Source organism: Geobacillus sp. PK12 (genome assembly GCF_004123125.1).
In the GTDB taxonomy this organism is placed as follows: Bacteria; Bacillota; Bacilli; order Bacillales; family Anoxybacillaceae; genus Geobacillus; species Geobacillus zalihae.
In genome coordinates this window covers 66,663-81,150 of record NZ_SDKL01000002.1, presented here as the reverse complement: position 1 = coordinate 81,150, position 14,488 = coordinate 66,663, and the positions used below count along the sequence as shown (strand labels likewise).

The 14,488-nt window shown below is 53.9% G+C and carries 14 protein-coding genes; 2 read left to right on the top strand and 12 right to left on the bottom strand.

Annotated features, from left to right (window positions below; genetic code table 11):
* Positions 1–24: 24 nt before the first annotated feature.
* The 3 genes from ETR37_RS00830 to ETR37_RS00820 form a co-directional block, all read right to left on the bottom strand.
* Positions 25–1,032 carry an ABC transporter substrate-binding protein gene (locus ETR37_RS00830; protein ID WP_129446781.1) on the bottom strand — a complete coding sequence of 336 codons (1,008 nt, stop codon included), beginning with the start codon at positions 1,030–1,032 and terminating at the stop codon, positions 25–27.
* 127 nt (positions 1,033–1,159) lie between these two features.
* Positions 1,160–2,704, bottom strand: coding sequence for a fatty acid--CoA ligase family protein (locus tag ETR37_RS00825; RefSeq protein ID WP_060788460.1), 1,545 nt, complete (start codon positions 2,702–2,704; stop codon positions 1,160–1,162).
* Positions 2,705–2,840: 136 nt separating this feature from the next.
* Complete coding sequence (locus tag ETR37_RS00820) at positions 2,841–3,575, bottom strand: MBL fold metallo-hydrolase (RefSeq protein WP_033005982.1); 735 nt, start codon at positions 3,573–3,575, stop codon at positions 2,841–2,843.
* A gap of 151 nt (positions 3,576–3,726) precedes the next feature.
* Here ETR37_RS00820 and yhfH point away from each other — a divergent pair, with 151 nt between their 5' ends.
* A complete protein-coding gene (gene yhfH, locus ETR37_RS00815) occupies positions 3,727–3,864 on the top strand; it encodes a protein YhfH (protein ID WP_013146223.1) in 138 nt (45 codons plus the stop codon).
* Between the two features lie 344 nt (positions 3,865–4,208).
* On the opposite strand, the gene ETR37_RS00810 is transcribed toward yhfH, so the two are convergent.
* From ETR37_RS00810 to ETR37_RS00770, 9 genes are all read right to left on the bottom strand, one after another.
* Entirely contained in the window at positions 4,209–5,252 is a 1,044-nt protein-coding gene (locus tag ETR37_RS00810) for a YhgE/Pip family protein (RefSeq protein ID WP_081132741.1), read from the bottom strand.
* Positions 5,228–5,425, bottom strand: a complete 198-nt coding sequence (locus ETR37_RS00805; protein ID WP_122983941.1) for a YhgE/Pip domain-containing protein — start codon at positions 5,423–5,425, stop codon at positions 5,228–5,230. Before ETR37_RS00805 ends, ETR37_RS00810 begins: the two co-directional genes overlap by 25 nt.
* Before the next feature lie 72 nt (positions 5,426–5,497).
* A complete protein-coding gene (locus tag ETR37_RS00800) occupies positions 5,498–6,070 on the bottom strand; it encodes a TetR/AcrR family transcriptional regulator (RefSeq protein ID WP_011230167.1) in 573 nt (190 codons plus the stop codon).
* Positions 6,071–6,388: 318 nt separating this feature from the next.
* Positions 6,389–7,828, bottom strand: a complete 1,440-nt coding sequence (hemY, locus tag ETR37_RS00795; protein WP_014195002.1) for a protoporphyrinogen oxidase — start codon at positions 7,826–7,828, stop codon at positions 6,389–6,391.
* Positions 7,821–8,771: a ferrochelatase gene (gene hemH / locus ETR37_RS00790; RefSeq protein ID WP_020755633.1), complete on the bottom strand. Its 951-nt coding sequence runs from the start codon at positions 8,769–8,771 to the stop codon at positions 7,821–7,823. Before hemH ends, hemY begins: the two co-directional genes overlap by 8 nt.
* 16 nt (positions 8,772–8,787) lie before the next feature.
* On the bottom strand, positions 8,788–9,825 hold the full coding sequence (gene hemE, locus ETR37_RS00785) for a uroporphyrinogen decarboxylase (RefSeq protein ID WP_025038854.1): 1,038 nt from the start codon (positions 9,823–9,825) through the stop codon (positions 8,788–8,790).
* 204 nt (positions 9,826–10,029) lie between these two features.
* Positions 10,030–11,430: a hypothetical protein gene (locus ETR37_RS00780; RefSeq protein ID WP_060788459.1), complete on the bottom strand. Its 1,401-nt coding sequence runs from the start codon at positions 11,428–11,430 to the stop codon at positions 10,030–10,032.
* Positions 11,431–11,579: 149 nt separating this feature from the next.
* A complete protein-coding gene (locus ETR37_RS00775; RefSeq protein ID WP_129446779.1) occupies positions 11,580–12,794 on the bottom strand; it encodes an ABC transporter permease in 1,215 nt (404 codons plus the stop codon).
* Positions 12,791–13,528 carry an ABC transporter ATP-binding protein gene (locus tag ETR37_RS00770; RefSeq protein WP_015374041.1) on the bottom strand — a complete coding sequence of 246 codons (738 nt, stop codon included), beginning with the start codon at positions 13,526–13,528 and terminating at the stop codon, positions 12,791–12,793. Before ETR37_RS00770 ends, ETR37_RS00775 begins: the two co-directional genes overlap by 4 nt.
* 465 nt (positions 13,529–13,993) lie before the next feature.
* Here ETR37_RS00770 and ETR37_RS00765 point away from each other — a divergent pair, with 465 nt between their 5' ends.
* Positions 13,994–14,416 (top strand): HIT family protein, encoded by a 423-nt coding sequence (locus ETR37_RS00765; RefSeq protein ID WP_014194996.1) that lies wholly within the window; start codon positions 13,994–13,996, stop codon positions 14,414–14,416.
* The last annotated feature ends 72 nt before the right edge of the window (positions 14,417–14,488 follow it).

Genomic DNA, 14,488 nt, shown 5'->3' with positions numbered 1-14,488 from the left:
CTTCATCGAAGGAGGGACGGCCGCTTATTCAATATATTCCGCAATGGAATCCCATTCTGGATTGAGCTTGATGCCCATTTCTTGCGCTGCTTTTTTATTGATGACAAGCTTCAATTTTTGTGGATATTGCACCGGCAAATCGGCTGGCTTTTTGCCGTCTTGCAAAATTTGCGCCGCCATTTCCCCCGCTTCGTAGCCGATGTCATAATAGTCAAACCCGTACGCCGCAAAACCGCCGCGCTTGACGGAATCGAGTTCACCGACAAAAAGCGGAATGTCGTGCTCATTCGCCACCTGGATCACCGACTCGAGCGCCGAGACGACCGTGTTGTCGGTGATGATGTACAGACAATCGACTTTGCCGACGAGCGACTCGGTCGCCTGCTTCACCTCTGCTGATGTCGATACTGATGCAGGAACGATTTGCAAGTCCGTTCCTTGCATCGCCTTTTTCACCTGTTCGATTTGAGCGACGGAGTTTTGTTCGCCGGCGTTATATACCATGCCGACGCGGTTGCCTTTGATATATTTGTCAATAAACTGCACCGTTTTCGGGATCGCATCCGGGTGCGTATCGGTCGTCCCCGTCACATTGCCGCCCGGTTTTTCCATTGATTGAACAAGCTGCGCGCCGACTGGGTCAGTCACCGAAGTGAACACGATCGGAATGTCTTTTGTCGCATTGAGCGCCGCCTGCGCGCTTGGCGTTGAGTTGGCAAAAATCAAGTCGACGCCGTCCGAAACAAAATTATTGGCGATCGTTTGGTTGTTGCTTTGGTCGCCTTGGGCGATTTGCACGTCATACTCAACGGACAGCCCTTTGTCTTTTAACGCCTGCTGGAATCCCTTGCGCGCCGCATCGAGCGATGGATGCTCGACAATTTGCGTCACGCCGATTTTGTACGTCTTTTCTTTCCCGCTCTTCCCGCCGCTTCCCTGGCTGCTTCCCGTCTCTTTCGCGCCGCCGCAGCCGCCAAGCAACAAAAAGCCGGCTGCACACACCGCGGCGAACCGCCGAATCGATTGGCCCATGATCCCATCCCCCTATGTAGAGAAGTTTAGTCCTTTTAAACTTTTATGTGTTAAATTATATAAATTTATCTACTTGTTTTCAATATACTATTCAAAAAAAAGAAAAGGTGCTGAAAATTCAGCACCATCAAGCATGGGAAGACGCGAGCCGCTCTTTTAACGCTCTTCGCAAAATTTTTCCTGTCGCATTTTTCGGCAGCTCGTCCAAAAAGTCAATCGCGCTCGGCACTTTATATTTTGCCAACCGCTCACGGCAGTAAGCAATGAGCTCTGCTTCCGTCAACTCCGGATTTTTCGAGACGACATACGCCCGCACCGCTTCGCCGTAGTCCGGGTCCGGCACGCCGATCACGGCGGCTTCCACGACATCTGGATGGCTGTACAGCACTTCTTCGACTTCGCGCGGATACACGTTGTAGCCGCCGACGATAATCATCTCTTTCTTTCGGTCGACGATATAGAAATAGCCCTCCTCGTCCATGCGCGCCAAATCACCGGTGTGCAGCCAACCGTCGCGCAAGGCAGCCGCTGTTTCTTCCGGCATTTTGTAATACCCTTTCATAACGTTTGGCCCGCGAACGACAAGCTCTCCGACTTCGCCGACGGGCACTTCCTCGCCGTACTCGTTGACGACCTTATTTTCAACATTTTTAATGTTCGTTCCGATCGAACCAGGCTTGCGCGGCCGATCAAGAGGATTGAAACAGGTGACAGGGGACGCCTCCGAAAGCCCATATCCTTCTGAAATGATGACGTTGAACTTTTTCTCAAAGTTTTCAAGCAAAGCGACCGGCATTGAAGCGCCTCCTGAGATGCAAAGGCGGAGCGTCCGCAAATCGTCCGCGCTTCCACCTTCGTACTGATAAAGGAAATTGTACATCGTCGGCACGCCGGCAAAAATCGTCGCTTTTTCCTCTCGGGCCAGCTGAAACAACTTTGCTGGACTGAACTTTGGCATAATGAGCACCGTCCCGCCGTTCATTAGCGGGGCGTTGAGCGCCACGGTCAGGCAAAACACATGAAACATCGGCAGCGCAGCGATGATGCGGTCATTTTCATTGATGCCTAAATAATCGGCCGTATCTTGGGCATTGCTGTATATGTTTTTATGAGTGAGCATCGCCCCTTTCGGCTTGCCGGTCGTCCCCGATGTGTACAAAATGACGGCGACATCGTCATCACCCAGTTCAGGGCCGGTAAAATCCCGGCTGCCGTCCGCCAACACTTCTGCAAACGATTTCATTCCTTCCGACAGGGAAATGCCTTTTTCCTTCCCTTCCGGTGTTTCACAAACGATCGCATGCTCGAGCAGCGGAAGCCGCTTCTTCGCCTCCACAAACAACGGAGCGAGCAAGTCAAGGCCGATCACCGCCTTGACGTCGCCGTTGTGCAAAATATAAGAAATTTCCTCGGGCGTGTAGATGGGATTGATCGGAATGACGGTCGCCCCAAGCCGCAGCGCCCCGTACAAGCCGATGACGAACTGCGGCGAATTGCCAAGCAACAAGGCAATATGGTCGCCTCGGCGAATGCCAAGCCGCGCCAATCCGTCGGCAAATCGGGAAATGGCTTCATCCAATTGTTGATACGTGCACCGCTCTTCCCTAAACACATACGCTTCCTTGTCCGGCAACTGCTTCGCGATTTGCGCCAACCGCGCCGTGACGTTCATATACGCTCCTCCCCCCAAAATGAATGAATGACCATTCATTTTATAAATAAAAAAATTCGAACTATATCCATTATAAAAAAAAGAACAGCAAAGGGCAAGGGAAAGCGTTTCCTTTGCTGCTCTCTCTTATTTTGGCCTATTGCGCCCATGTTAGGCCGGTGCGGGCGAGGCGGATGACACCGCGGAACGTCCGGCCAGCCTCCTCAACCAGCTGCTCGTGCCGGCCAACGTGTGGCAAATGCGTCAACCATAATTCTCCGACACGTGCTCCCTCTGCGATGGCCGCCGCCTCCTCGCTCGTCATATGCCCAGCCGGCGCCGCGTTTTGCCCAGCGTAAAAGTTGCACTCGCAAATGAGCAAGTCGGCTCCTTTGGCAAACGGAAGAAACTCCGGTATATAGCTTGAATCGGCCGTATAAACAACCGTCTTGCCGCCGGCAGTAATGCGCATCGCGTAGCATGGCACCGGATGGACTGTTTTCATAAATGTGATCGAAAACGGTCCAACAGCCAGCGTCCCATTCGGGTCATAGGCAATTCCTTCCGTAATGCCGCTGTGCGTCAAGCGGGAAAACGCCGCCTCGTCTTCCACATGGCCGTAAATCGGCAAGACGGGAAGGTCAGCTCCCAAATTTTTATGAATGAGACGCGCGTATTGGAGCGGGCCGATGTCGGCGATATGGTCGTAATGGTAATGGGAGATGATGACCGCATCTAAGTTTTCCACAGCCGTATAGTTTTGCAGCTTGGCAAGCGCCCCGCTGCCGCAATCAACGAGCAGGCAAAATCCGTCATGCTCGAACAAATACGCCGATGTCGCTTCATTGGAGGCCGGGAACCCTCCCCAATAGCCGATGACCGTCACTTTCATTTTCGGTTCTCTCCTTCCATTCGTTTTGTCTTCATCATACACAACCGCGCCTATTTTTTCATCTTTGTTGATTTTTGTTTTAAAACACATATTGACATTTTGTTATGTGTTATAATACAATAAAATTACCAAGACAACGGAGGGGATCGGAATGTTGATGAAAGTGTTGGAATTTTTCAGAAACTTGCCACCTAAAAAATGTACGCACTGCGGCAAAGAGATTGACGAGCAGCATGAATGCTACGGCAACACATGTTCTGATTGCCTTGGCGCCGCTTACCGCCACTAGGTAAGCGGAATACCTTCTTGCGTCACGACGTCGGCTGCCCCGCCGGCGTTTGGCTGTTCCCTAATGCAGCCTGCCTTTTCTTTTGACTGCCTCTGGTTGAGAGGCAGTTTTTTCATTTTCGGCCGTCACCCTCATCACCCCATGTTTGAACAGCAGCCACCCGCCCCAATCACAGCAATGGTTGTTCTCTCATTGATTCCCGGTTGATGGTTTGATTCATGTGAAAAGAAGAAGGCGCCCCAAAAAGATGAGAGGGACGCCTTTCCTTCATTCTCATTTCGCATTGCTCATTTGCATGTCGGAGAAATGGCTGCTTTTGCGCCAGCCGGCAGCGCAGCCAGTCATCACGTTTGAGCTGCTGTTTCCGTTTCCCTCCATACCGCATAACGGCGGCGATACCGAAGGAGAAAATACACGAGCGTCGCCAAGGCAAAGACCGCGGCTGTCGCAAGCAATATCGCAGCTTCCTTCCACATGACCAAGAAATCGCCGCTTGAAATGACGGCTCGCAACCCACGGATCGCATGGGTCATCGGCAGCCACGGATGAAGCGACTGCAACGCACCCGGAACGAGCTCAATCGGATACGTGCCGGCGCTTCCGACCAGCTGGGCAATCAATAGCAAAATGGCAAGAAACCGGCCCGGGTTGTCAAACACGGTGACAAGGAATTGAACAATCATCATAAACGTTATGCTGATGATCCAAGTGAACACTAGAAAACGCCCGATGCTTTCTACATGCAAATCAAGCCCATACAACAGCCATGCATCGGCCAAGAGTGTTTGCGCTGCCGCAGCCAAAACGAGCACGCCCCATTTTCCAAAAAACCAGGCGACGCCTGACGATGGTCGCTCGACCGGCTCACGCAGCGGAAAGACGATCGTCAGCAGCAAAGCGCCGACAAATAACCCAAGCGACAAAAAATACGGAGCAAAACCGGTTCCATAGTTGGGCACATGATGGAGCGGCTCTTTGTCGTTTTTCACCGGATCGGCGATCATCTCATAAACGCGCTCGTTCGCCCGAACGCCAGCCGCCTCTTTCGCTCCCTCATCCAACCGATTCGCCAGCTCCACCGATCCTCGCTCCAACTGTCCCAACCCGGACGATAACGACTGCCCGCCGCCAAGGAGGCGGTCCATCCCCTGATGAAGCGACGATGCGCCTTTCGCCACGGCATCGACGCCATCTGACAGCTCGCCCGCCCCATTGGCCAATTCGCGCGTTCCGGAAACGAGCTTGCCTGAACCAAGAGCGAGCTCATGCACTCCTTCAGCCAATCGGCCGCTGCCTTCCGCAAGCGTCTGCGCCCCGCGGTAAGCCCGCTCGAGCTGCCCGGCCAGCTCGTTCGCTCCATCTGTTAATTTTTGGTGAGCAGCGACCAATCGACCAGCCGCAGCTGCGAGCTAGCGACCGGCAGGCGGTCCAAATGCCCATACGGGTCCCAAAACGCCCATAAAAACGACCCGCTGTACAGAAGAGGAATGAACAGAACAGCAAGGATCGGGACAAACACTTTCGGGCGGAGCACGATGGCCCGCAGCTCTTTTCGCAGCATATGGCGCTCCCTCCTTTGTACAGATGACCAAATTGTCCGCATGGTCAATTTCCAACAAAAAAAGAGGATCATCTATCTCGACAATCCTTGCAAAAAATAGAGCGTAAACAATTCAGCAATTTGTTCTTTTGTCAACGGTTCATGATCTTTTTCCCAATCGACGATCAAGGCGATGTACGTCTTGAGCATCAAAAATGCCGTAATTTCCGAATTGCACGGACGAATCTCCCCTTTTTCCACCGCCGCATCAATTTTTTGCCGAATGAACTCGACCATTGCCCGGTCCAGTTTGGCAAGCACTTCTTGCACCGCCGCCGTACCGATATTGCGCACTTCTTGAAGCAGCTTCGCCGTCAGCTGATGGCGCTGGCGAAATTCCAAAATGCGGTACAAGGCGCGGTGGACGTTTTCGGAAAACGGCAGCGACGAGTCCATCGCCAGCTCCGCTTCCGCCTTGATTTCCATAATCAATCCGGAGACGATTTCATCAAGCAGTTCCTCTTTGCTTTTAAAAAACGTATAGATCGTCCCCTTGCCGACGTTGGCGAGCTTGGCGATCTGCTCCATCGTCGTCGCCTTGTAGCCAAAGGCAGCAAACGATTGGGCCGCCGCTTCGATGATTTGCCGTTTGCGGTCGCTTGCCATACTCCTCATCCTTCAAACTGACTAAATGAACAATTTGGTCAATCCGTATCCATTATACTATCAAACAACATGGATGTAAAGGGCCGTCGCATTGGGGACGGAATTTCTTCCTGCTCCCTCATCCTTTCCAAGCAAATGGGTAGAAGCGCCGTTGAAGCTTCTCCCACGTTCTTTTCACATCCCTTTTGCAGCGGAAACCACTTCCACGAACCAAAAGAGACAAACAGCCATCCGCTGCTTTTCGCTTCAAACGGCGGGCGGCCGCACCGACGTCCAAATGTGAGCGGCGAACGGACCAGGGCGTTGGAAAACCGTTGGTTAACGGACGCTGCTGTACAGATCGGACGTCTGTTGAACTGGCGCTTGCTGCAAATACAGAAGCACGTCACGCACCGCTTTTTCGCCTTGGTCAATGCAATCCGGCAATCCGAGCCCTTCGTATGAGCTGCCGGCCAAAAACACCCCCGGCAACTCGGACGCCATCTGCTCCTTAATCTTCGCCAGCCGCTCGCGGTGCCCGACCGTGTATTGCGGCATGGCCCGCTTCCAGCGCGAGATGACGGCGAACTCCGGTTGGCCGGCGATGTTCATCACTTTATTTAAATCATCCAATACAACACGGACGATCTCATCATCAGGTTGGTCGACGATCTCCTCATCGCCCGGGCGCCCGACGTAGCAACGCAAGAGCGCCTTGCCAGGCGGCGCGGTGTGCGGCCATTTTTTATGCGTCCATGTGCACGCTGTCATCGTGTAATCGCTGCGGCGCGAAACGACAAACCCGGTGCCGTCAATGTCTTGGCGGATCGCCTCCTCCGGAAATGCGAGCGCCACCGTCGCCACCGACGTCAGCGGCACTGAACGGAACGGGGCGAAAAACGGATAGTCAGCGAACATGTCGGGCACAACATGATGCGGCGTTGTCACGATGATGCCGTCTGCCCCCCACACCTCTCCTGTGCTCAGTTGCAGCCGATACGCCGAATCGGTGCGAACGATCCGCTCGACACGCACCCCTTTGATGACGCTGCCCGGCTCAAGCCGTTTTTCCACTTCATCAACGAGCGACTGCAAGCCCGTTTTTAACGTCTGGAACGCCCCTTTCCGCTCTTTTTGCTCTTTCGGCGTCGTTCGTCTCGCTCCACGGACAAGGCTTCCGTATTTTTGCTCAAGCTGAAAAAACTGTGGAAACGTCGCCATTAGGCTCATCTCATCAATGTCGCCGGCGTAAATGCCGGAAAGTAGCGGTTCGATGAGATTGTCCACCACCTCATCGCCGAGGCGGCGGCGGAAGAAGCGGCCAAGCGGCATATCACCATCGACTTTCACCGGCGGCAGCACAAAGTCAAGCGCCGCCCGCAGCTTGCCGGCCGGGGAAAACAGTCCGGTCGTTAAAAACGGGGCGATGCGCGTCGGAATGCCCATCACCGCTCCGCCCGGAATGGGATAGAGTTTGCCGTTGACCAAAATGTACGATGTTCCGGTCGCGTTATGAACGATCTCATGTTCAAGGCCGACTTCCTTCACAAGGCGAAACGCGCTCGTTTTCCGCGCCAAAAACGAGTCTGGACCGCGTTCAATGACAAAACCGTCGCGGACGACCGTCTGCACTTTTCCGCCGAGCCGGTGCGTCGCCTCGACAAGTTTGCATGCAAGTGGGAGGCGTTGCTCTCGAATCGCTTTTTGCAAGTAGTAAGCAGCCGTCAAGCCGGTAATGCCACCGCCGATGATGACGACCGTCCGTTGCCCTTCATTCATGTCGATCGCCTTCTTCCGCCCACCGCTTTAACACAACCGACGCCAATGCATCAATAAACAATGGATTCGTGTTGGGCATCTCCGGTCGGTAATAGCGGGCGCCGATCTCTTCCGTCACCTGTTTGCACTCAATGTCGTTGTCATACAACACTTCCAAATGGTCGGCGACAAAACCGACCGGCGCGTAAACGAACGACGTATAGCCGCGCTCTTCGTAAAGCTGGCGCGTCAAGTCTTGCACGTCCGGCCCAAGCCATGGTTCCGGCGTCTGACCGGCGCTTTGCCAGCCGACGGCATAGTGGGCGACGCCGGCTTGATCAGCAATTCGTTTCGCTGTATCTTCGAGCTGCGTTGGATACGGGTCACCGGCTTGAATAATTTTTTCCGGCAAACTATGTGCGGATACGATCAGCACAGCTCGCTCCCGCTCACGTTCCGGCATGGCGGCAAAAATCGCCCGCACTTGTTCTGCCCAATATTGCAAAAACTTCGGCTCGTCATACCATTGATCAATCGTGTAAATGGTCGGTCCGCCGAGCTTTTTTGCTGCCGCTTTCGCCCGCTCATTGTACGAGCGAATGCTGAATGTGGAATAATGAGGGGCTAGGACGATCCCAACCGCTTCTTTGATGCCGTCATCATGCATGCGCTCGACGGCATCCTCAATGAACGGCTCAATATGTTTGAGCCCTAAATACATGCGAAACTCGACTTCATCTTGCACTTCGTTCAGCCGCTCCTCGAGCCGTTTCGCCTGCTCTTCCGTAATTTTCGCAAGGGGCGACAACCCGCCGATCGCCCGGTAACGCGCTTTTAAATCGTCGATTTGTTCCTGCGGCGGCTTGCGCCCATGGCGAATGTGCGTATAATACCGTTCAATATCATCTTCCCGGTACGGCGTTCCGTACGCCATCACGAGCAGCCCCACTGTTTTTTTCACCATTGTGCCACCCCCTCGTTTAGTTCGTTGACGTATATTCGTGGATAAAAGCGGTCAGACGCTTCAGTGTCGCCGGCTGAACATCCGGAAAAATGCCGTGGCCTAAGTTGAAGATGTAGCCCGGCCGTTCCATCCCTTCGTCCAAAATGCGCTTCACCCGTTCTTCGATCACGTCCCACGGCGCAAGAAGCACCGCCGGATCCAAGTTGCCTTGAATCGCTTTCGCAATGCCTTGGCGGCGCGCTTCGCGAATCGACAGCCGCCAGTCAAGGCCGATGACATCAAGCGGCAAATCGTTCCACTCATGCACTAAGTGGCTGGCGCCGACGCCAAACATAATGAGCGGAGCCCCTTCTTCCCGCAAAGCGGCAAAAATGCGCGCCATCGCCGGCTTGATAAACGTCCGGTAATCGTCAGCACTAACGGCGCCAACCCAAGAATCAAAAATTTGCACAGCGCTTGCCCCTGCCCGAATTTGCGCCCGCACATAACGGATCGTCATCTCAGCGAGCTTGTCCATTAAGGCGAACCACGCTTTCGGTTCAGCATACATGAACGCTTTCGTCTTATGATAATTTTTTGACGGACCGCCTTCAATCATGTAGCTCGCCAACGTAAACGGCGCCCCGGCAAACCCGATGAGCGGCACATCCAACTGTTCGTTGACAAGGAGCCGAATCGTTTCAAACACATACGGCACATCATGTTCTGGATCAATCTCCCCAAGCCGCTCGACGTCTTGAAGCGAGCGAATCGGATTTGCGATCACCGGCCCGATGCCGCCCTGAATCTCGACGTTCACGCCAATGGCCGGCAGCGGTGTCATAATGTCTTTATATAAAATGGCGGCATCGACGCCATATTGCTCAACTGGAAGTCTCGTGACGTACGCGCAAAGCTCCGGTTGATGCGTAATTTCAAACAGCGAATATTTTTCTTTCAGCGCCCGATACTCCGGCTGCGACCGTCCGGCTTGCCGCATATACCAAACCGGCACGTACGATGTTTGTTCGCCGCGGCAGGCGCGCAAAAATGTATCATTGATCTGTCTAGCCATCTCCATCCGCCTTTCTTTCCTCACAATCCCGTCAATGGTTTCGCCTTTTTTTGCCTTCAAACATTGCCTATCTCCTTTTCACTATACAGCTTTCCGTACCCAATGTATAGAGAAGAAGGCGAACTGTCAAAAAATCGACCGATTTTTAAGTCCATGCCCATTATAGCAAAAAAGCTGCCCCGGCCGCACGGGACAGCTTTCTGTTCAGATGAGAAACATGGCGACAACGGTCGTAACCACCAAGCCGACAGCAACAGGAATGAGGTTGCGGCGCGCCAGCTCAAACGGGTCAACCCCGCAGATCGCTGCGGCTGGAATGAGCGCCCACGGAACGAGCGTGCCGCCGCCGACCCAAATGGCGGCGATTTGGCCGAGCGCCGTCAACGTTGCCGCTCCGCCGCCGATCGCTACAGAAAACAAATGGGCGATCGAACCGGCGAGCGAGATGCCGGAAAACCCGGAGCCGTCAAGACCAGTAATCGCCCCGACGATCGTAAGTGTAACCGCTCCCACCTCATTGTTCAGCGGCATCGCATGAGCCAAGGCAACCCCTAAATCGTTGACGATGCCTTGCGATGCCTGCGGCAAATAGTCGCCGATGATTTTCACAAACCCCGCATCGCCAAGATAGAAAAACGCGGCGATCGGAATAACAGGGCCGAACACTTTAAACCCGAACTGAAACCCTTCAATAAAGTAATGGGTCACTTCCGCAAAACTTTCTTGCCGATGGGCGAGAACGGAGATGAGAATCAAAATGAAAATCGCCGTCCCACCGACCAAGGCGGTCGCTTCCCCGCCTTGCAACCGCAAATAAAACATCGCGATGACATCAAGGGCGAACAAAATCGGAATCAACAGCGCAAGCCATTTTTTCGTTTGTCCCGTCAGGAAATGACTTGTTTTTTCCAGCGTCGAATCGACCGTTGCAGCCATTTCCGCCTCCCCGCTTGCCAGTCGCCCTCGCTTCATGTCACGGCGCAGCAAGTAAAACGCCGTGACCGTTGTGACGGCCCCCATGACAAAAACAAGCGGCACACTGGCAGCGATGACATCGCCGACCGGCAGCCCGGCGGCATCGGCCGTTAATTTCGGCGCCCCTTGGATGATAAAATCGCCGGAAAGCGCGATGCCATGCCCGAACAAGTTCATCGCCATCGCCACTCCCAACGCCGGCAAGCCCACTCGGACCGCTGCCGGCAACAGAACTGCCCCCATGAGAGCAACAGCCGGAGACGGCCAGAAAAACCAAGAAATGATCATCATCAAAATTCCGATCGTCCAATACGCCCAAGCCGGCGTACGGATGAAACGGACAAACGGCGAAACCATGACATCATTGATGCCGGTGGCCGACAACACTTTGCTCATCGCCACAATAATAGAGATGACTAAAATCGTCGGCAATAGCTCCGTAATCGCGTAAATAAAGCTGTTAAACACTCCGCTGACCGCCGCGCTCAACGAATGGGTAGCGACCGCCGCCAATAAAAAGATGCCGGCAATGCAAATGAGCGATGTATCTTTGCGGGCGACCATAAACCCAATAATGAGCACGATGAACAGCAAGTAAATCCAGTGCAACGCTACAAGCTCTACACCCATGATTCATTCCCCTTTCTTCCCGACTTCCAGCCTGACCGCCGGACATGCGCCCAGGCCAGTGTACTACAGCATATGAAGCGGGAAAAAAGGTGTGAAAGCTTTGGCCATCCATTGAAGAATGAAAAACGCCGGCGCCAGCGCAAACAGCGCTAGCGTCCGGCTTTCTGCCCACGCTGCAGGCGCACGTACCGCCCTGCCGTCCAAAGCCCCCATATATTTCCGCCAAGCCAAGTGGCGAGCCAAAGAAGGCGCGGGGAAACAGCCAACAGTACGAGATGGAATATCGTATTTTGCCCAATCAGCAGAATGGAAAGCAACCGAACCGCCGCAGCATCCGGTTGCGCCTGCGGCAACGGGTACAGCCGCGGCCATAGCAAATAGCGATGATGGGAAGGCAGCGCGGCCAATTGAACAGCGGTCGCGTAAAGAAACAAAAATGCGATGCCCGCCCGCCCGTATTGGTGATCGATCACAGCCAGCATGACGCCTCCGATCGCAGTGAGGCGGACATATAGACCAGCATACCCGCCGGCGCGCAAAAACGTGCGGGCATACAAATGAAAAAACACATGCCGCTCGTCGTACGGTATCAAAGCGAGCAGCGGATCAAGCCAGCGCCGCCGCTTCGCCGCCTCCCGCCATTCCGGAACGTCGGTAAACAAGTTGGCCAACCGGTAAAACGCCGTGGCCGCTCGCTGTTCTTCCGCGATGATCCGTTCCCATTTCCATGTTTTACCTCTGACCAATCTTGACAAACAGATGGACAGAACAACCATCAAACCGACCAAAACGACGAAAAATGGCCATGGGGCCGCAACCAGCACCAAATAAACGAACACCGCCGCTAGGCTGAAACGGGTAAATGCGCCAAAGCGATGAAAAGACGGATCGGCGATGTAGCTTCCTTGCCAACTGGCCCATAAGCTCCATCCTTTGAAGCAGAAAAGACCGAACAAAAAAAGCGGCCATGACACCGGGGAAAAGCGAGCATGCAGTGGACCCGCCAACAGCAAAAGCAAAGAAAGGCCGTACGCCTGCCATAACCATGAGACGAAAAACGCCCGCTGAATATACGGACCCAGCCGTTCTTCCGCCGGCAACAAAAACACCGCATCCGCCTCGCGGAACAAGGTGCGCACTGATCCAGCAGCCGCCGCCCAGCCGAACACGACCGCCGCAATAGCCGGATACGGAAACGAGTCAGGAAGCGCCGCCGCAAAGCGCTCGTACATCACCGCTATGCCGCCAAGCACAATGATCAAACCGACGAGCAAATGGTCGTTGAACATATAGCGCAAGTAGCGGATCCGTTTTCGCCATTCCGCTTGGAAACGCTGCTTCCAAAGACGGCGGGCGTCAATCATGGCGCATCGTCCTTTGTCAATTCGACGTACAGTTCATCAAGCGACGCCCCCCAGAGCCCGAACTGGCGGCGAATGTCATCGAGCGTCCCTTTGGCTTTGACGCGGCCGTTGTGCAAAATCACAAATGAGTCGCAATACCGCTCTGCCGTCGCTAAAATGTGCGTCGACAGCAAAATGCCCGCCCCCTTCTCTTTCTGTTCATTCATTCGCTCAAGCAGGGCGTGAATGGCAAGCGGATCGAGGCCGAGAAACGGCTCATCGATGATATAAAGCGGCGGTTCAAGCAAAAAGGCGCATACAATCATGACTTTTTGCTTCATTCCTTTCGAAAAATGAGCCGGAAACGAGGAAAGCCGCCGCTCCAATCGAAACTCGCGAAGCAGCGGCGGAAGGCGGCGTTCATACTCTGCTTCGCTCAACCCGTACGCCATCGCCGCTAGACGCAAATGTTCCTCAAGCGTCAATTCTTCATACAACACCGGCGTTTCCGGGATATAAGCAAACTGCCTTCGATACGTTTCCCGCCCGTCCGCAAGCCGATAGCCGTTAATGGAAATCGCGCCGCGGCGCGGTTCCATCAAGCCGATAATATGTTTGATCGTCGTGCTTTTGCCGGCTCCATTCAGGCCGATCAAGGCGACCATTTCGCCGCGGTCGACCGCAAACGTCACGTCTTCAAGCACGTTTTGCGCCGTGTAGCCTCCGGATAGATCCTTCACTTCTAAAAGCGTCATCGTCCGCTCCCTTTCCGTTCTGGCCTTTGTCCCCATTGTACCAAACGATAGCCTCGCTTACCAAAAAAGATCACACCGTTCTTTTGCATAAACTCACTCAAGCCGGGCATGATAAATAGCGAAGAGGGGATGAGGAATCAAAAAGTTGATGAACGATCCATCCGAAATGGGGTGTTCGTCAAAGACACCGTTGTGAGCCGCAAAACGTTGTAAACGTTCCTAGGAAGCGACCATCGCATTCGTTGCTGGGAAGCAACGAGCCTGTCCAAAGGGGATGGTCACGTTGAACAAAGGAAGCGCTCACGCCGAACCAATTTTTGCTGCAAATGGGGTGTTCATCAAACGCACATTTGCTTGAATCATCCTCTCCCCTTTTCACCAACTGGGATGTAACCTGCGTTGCGGGATTACATCCCGGTTTTTTTATGGTAAAATGAAGAAAATAGGAAGGAAAGGGTGACCACAGTGAGCGATTGCATTTTTTGCAAAATCATTAACGGCGAATTGCCTGCGGCGAAAGTGTACGAAGACGACCATGTGCTCGCGTTTTTGGACATCAGCCAAGTGACAAAAGGGCATACGCTTGTCATCCCGAAAGTACATACGGAAAACATTTTCACCCTCACGTCGGAGGCGGCCGGCCAACTGTTTCGCGCAGTGCCGACGATTGCCAATGCACTCAGGCGAGCATTTTCCCCGGTCGGGCTCAACTTACTGAACAACAATGGCGAGCAAGCGGGGCAGACGGTGTTCCATTACCATCTTCACCTCATTCCACGCTACGGCAAAGGGGATGGGTTTGGCGCGGTCTGGAAGTCGCATGCAAGCGACTATACGCCCGCTGACCTGCAGGCGATCGCGGCCGCCATTCGCGAGCAGCTCGGCTGATCTCCCGTTGTTGAACAGCAGAAAGGTCAAGCCCACAAATAAAAAAACGGAAGCAGGGATGTTCTGCTTCCG

Excerpts from the sequence above, each read along its gene's own strand:
- ETR37_RS00825 (WP_060788460.1), bottom strand. The coding sequence starts at position 2,704 with ATGAACGTCACGGCGCGGTTGGCGCAAATCGCGAAGCAGTTGCCGGAC.
- hemE (WP_025038854.1), bottom strand. The coding sequence starts at position 9,825 with ATGGCTAGACAGATCAATGATACATTTTTGCGCGCCTGCCGCGGCGAA.
- hemH (WP_020755633.1), bottom strand. The coding sequence starts at position 8,771 with ATGGTGAAAAAAACAGTGGGGCTGCTCGTGATGGCGTACGGAACGCCG.
- ETR37_RS00780 (WP_060788459.1), bottom strand. The coding sequence starts at position 11,430 with ATGGGTGTAGAGCTTGTAGCGTTGCACTGGATTTACTTGCTGTTCATC.
- ETR37_RS00820 (WP_033005982.1), bottom strand. The coding sequence starts at position 3,575 with ATGAAAGTGACGGTCATCGGCTATTGGGGAGGGTTCCCGGCCTCCAAT.
- ETR37_RS00770 (WP_015374041.1), bottom strand. The coding sequence starts at position 13,528 with ATGACGCTTTTAGAAGTGAAGGATCTATCCGGAGGCTACACGGCGCAA.
- ETR37_RS00805 (WP_122983941.1), bottom strand. The coding sequence starts at position 5,425 with ATGCTGCGAAAAGAGCTGCGGGCCATCGTGCTCCGCCCGAAAGTGTTT.
- ETR37_RS00830 (WP_129446781.1), bottom strand. The coding sequence starts at position 1,032 with ATGGGCCAATCGATTCGGCGGTTCGCCGCGGTGTGTGCAGCCGGCTTT.
- yhfH (WP_013146223.1), top strand. The coding sequence starts at position 3,727 with ATGTTGATGAAAGTGTTGGAATTTTTCAGAAACTTGCCACCTAAAAAA.
- ETR37_RS00775 (WP_129446779.1), bottom strand. The coding sequence starts at position 12,794 with ATGATTGACGCCCGCCGTCTTTGGAAGCAGCGTTTCCAAGCGGAATGG.
- ETR37_RS00800 (WP_011230167.1), bottom strand. The coding sequence starts at position 6,070 with ATGGCAAGCGACCGCAAACGGCAAATCATCGAAGCGGCGGCCCAATCG.
- hemY (WP_014195002.1), bottom strand. The coding sequence starts at position 7,828 with ATGAATGAAGGGCAACGGACGGTCGTCATCATCGGCGGTGGCATTACC.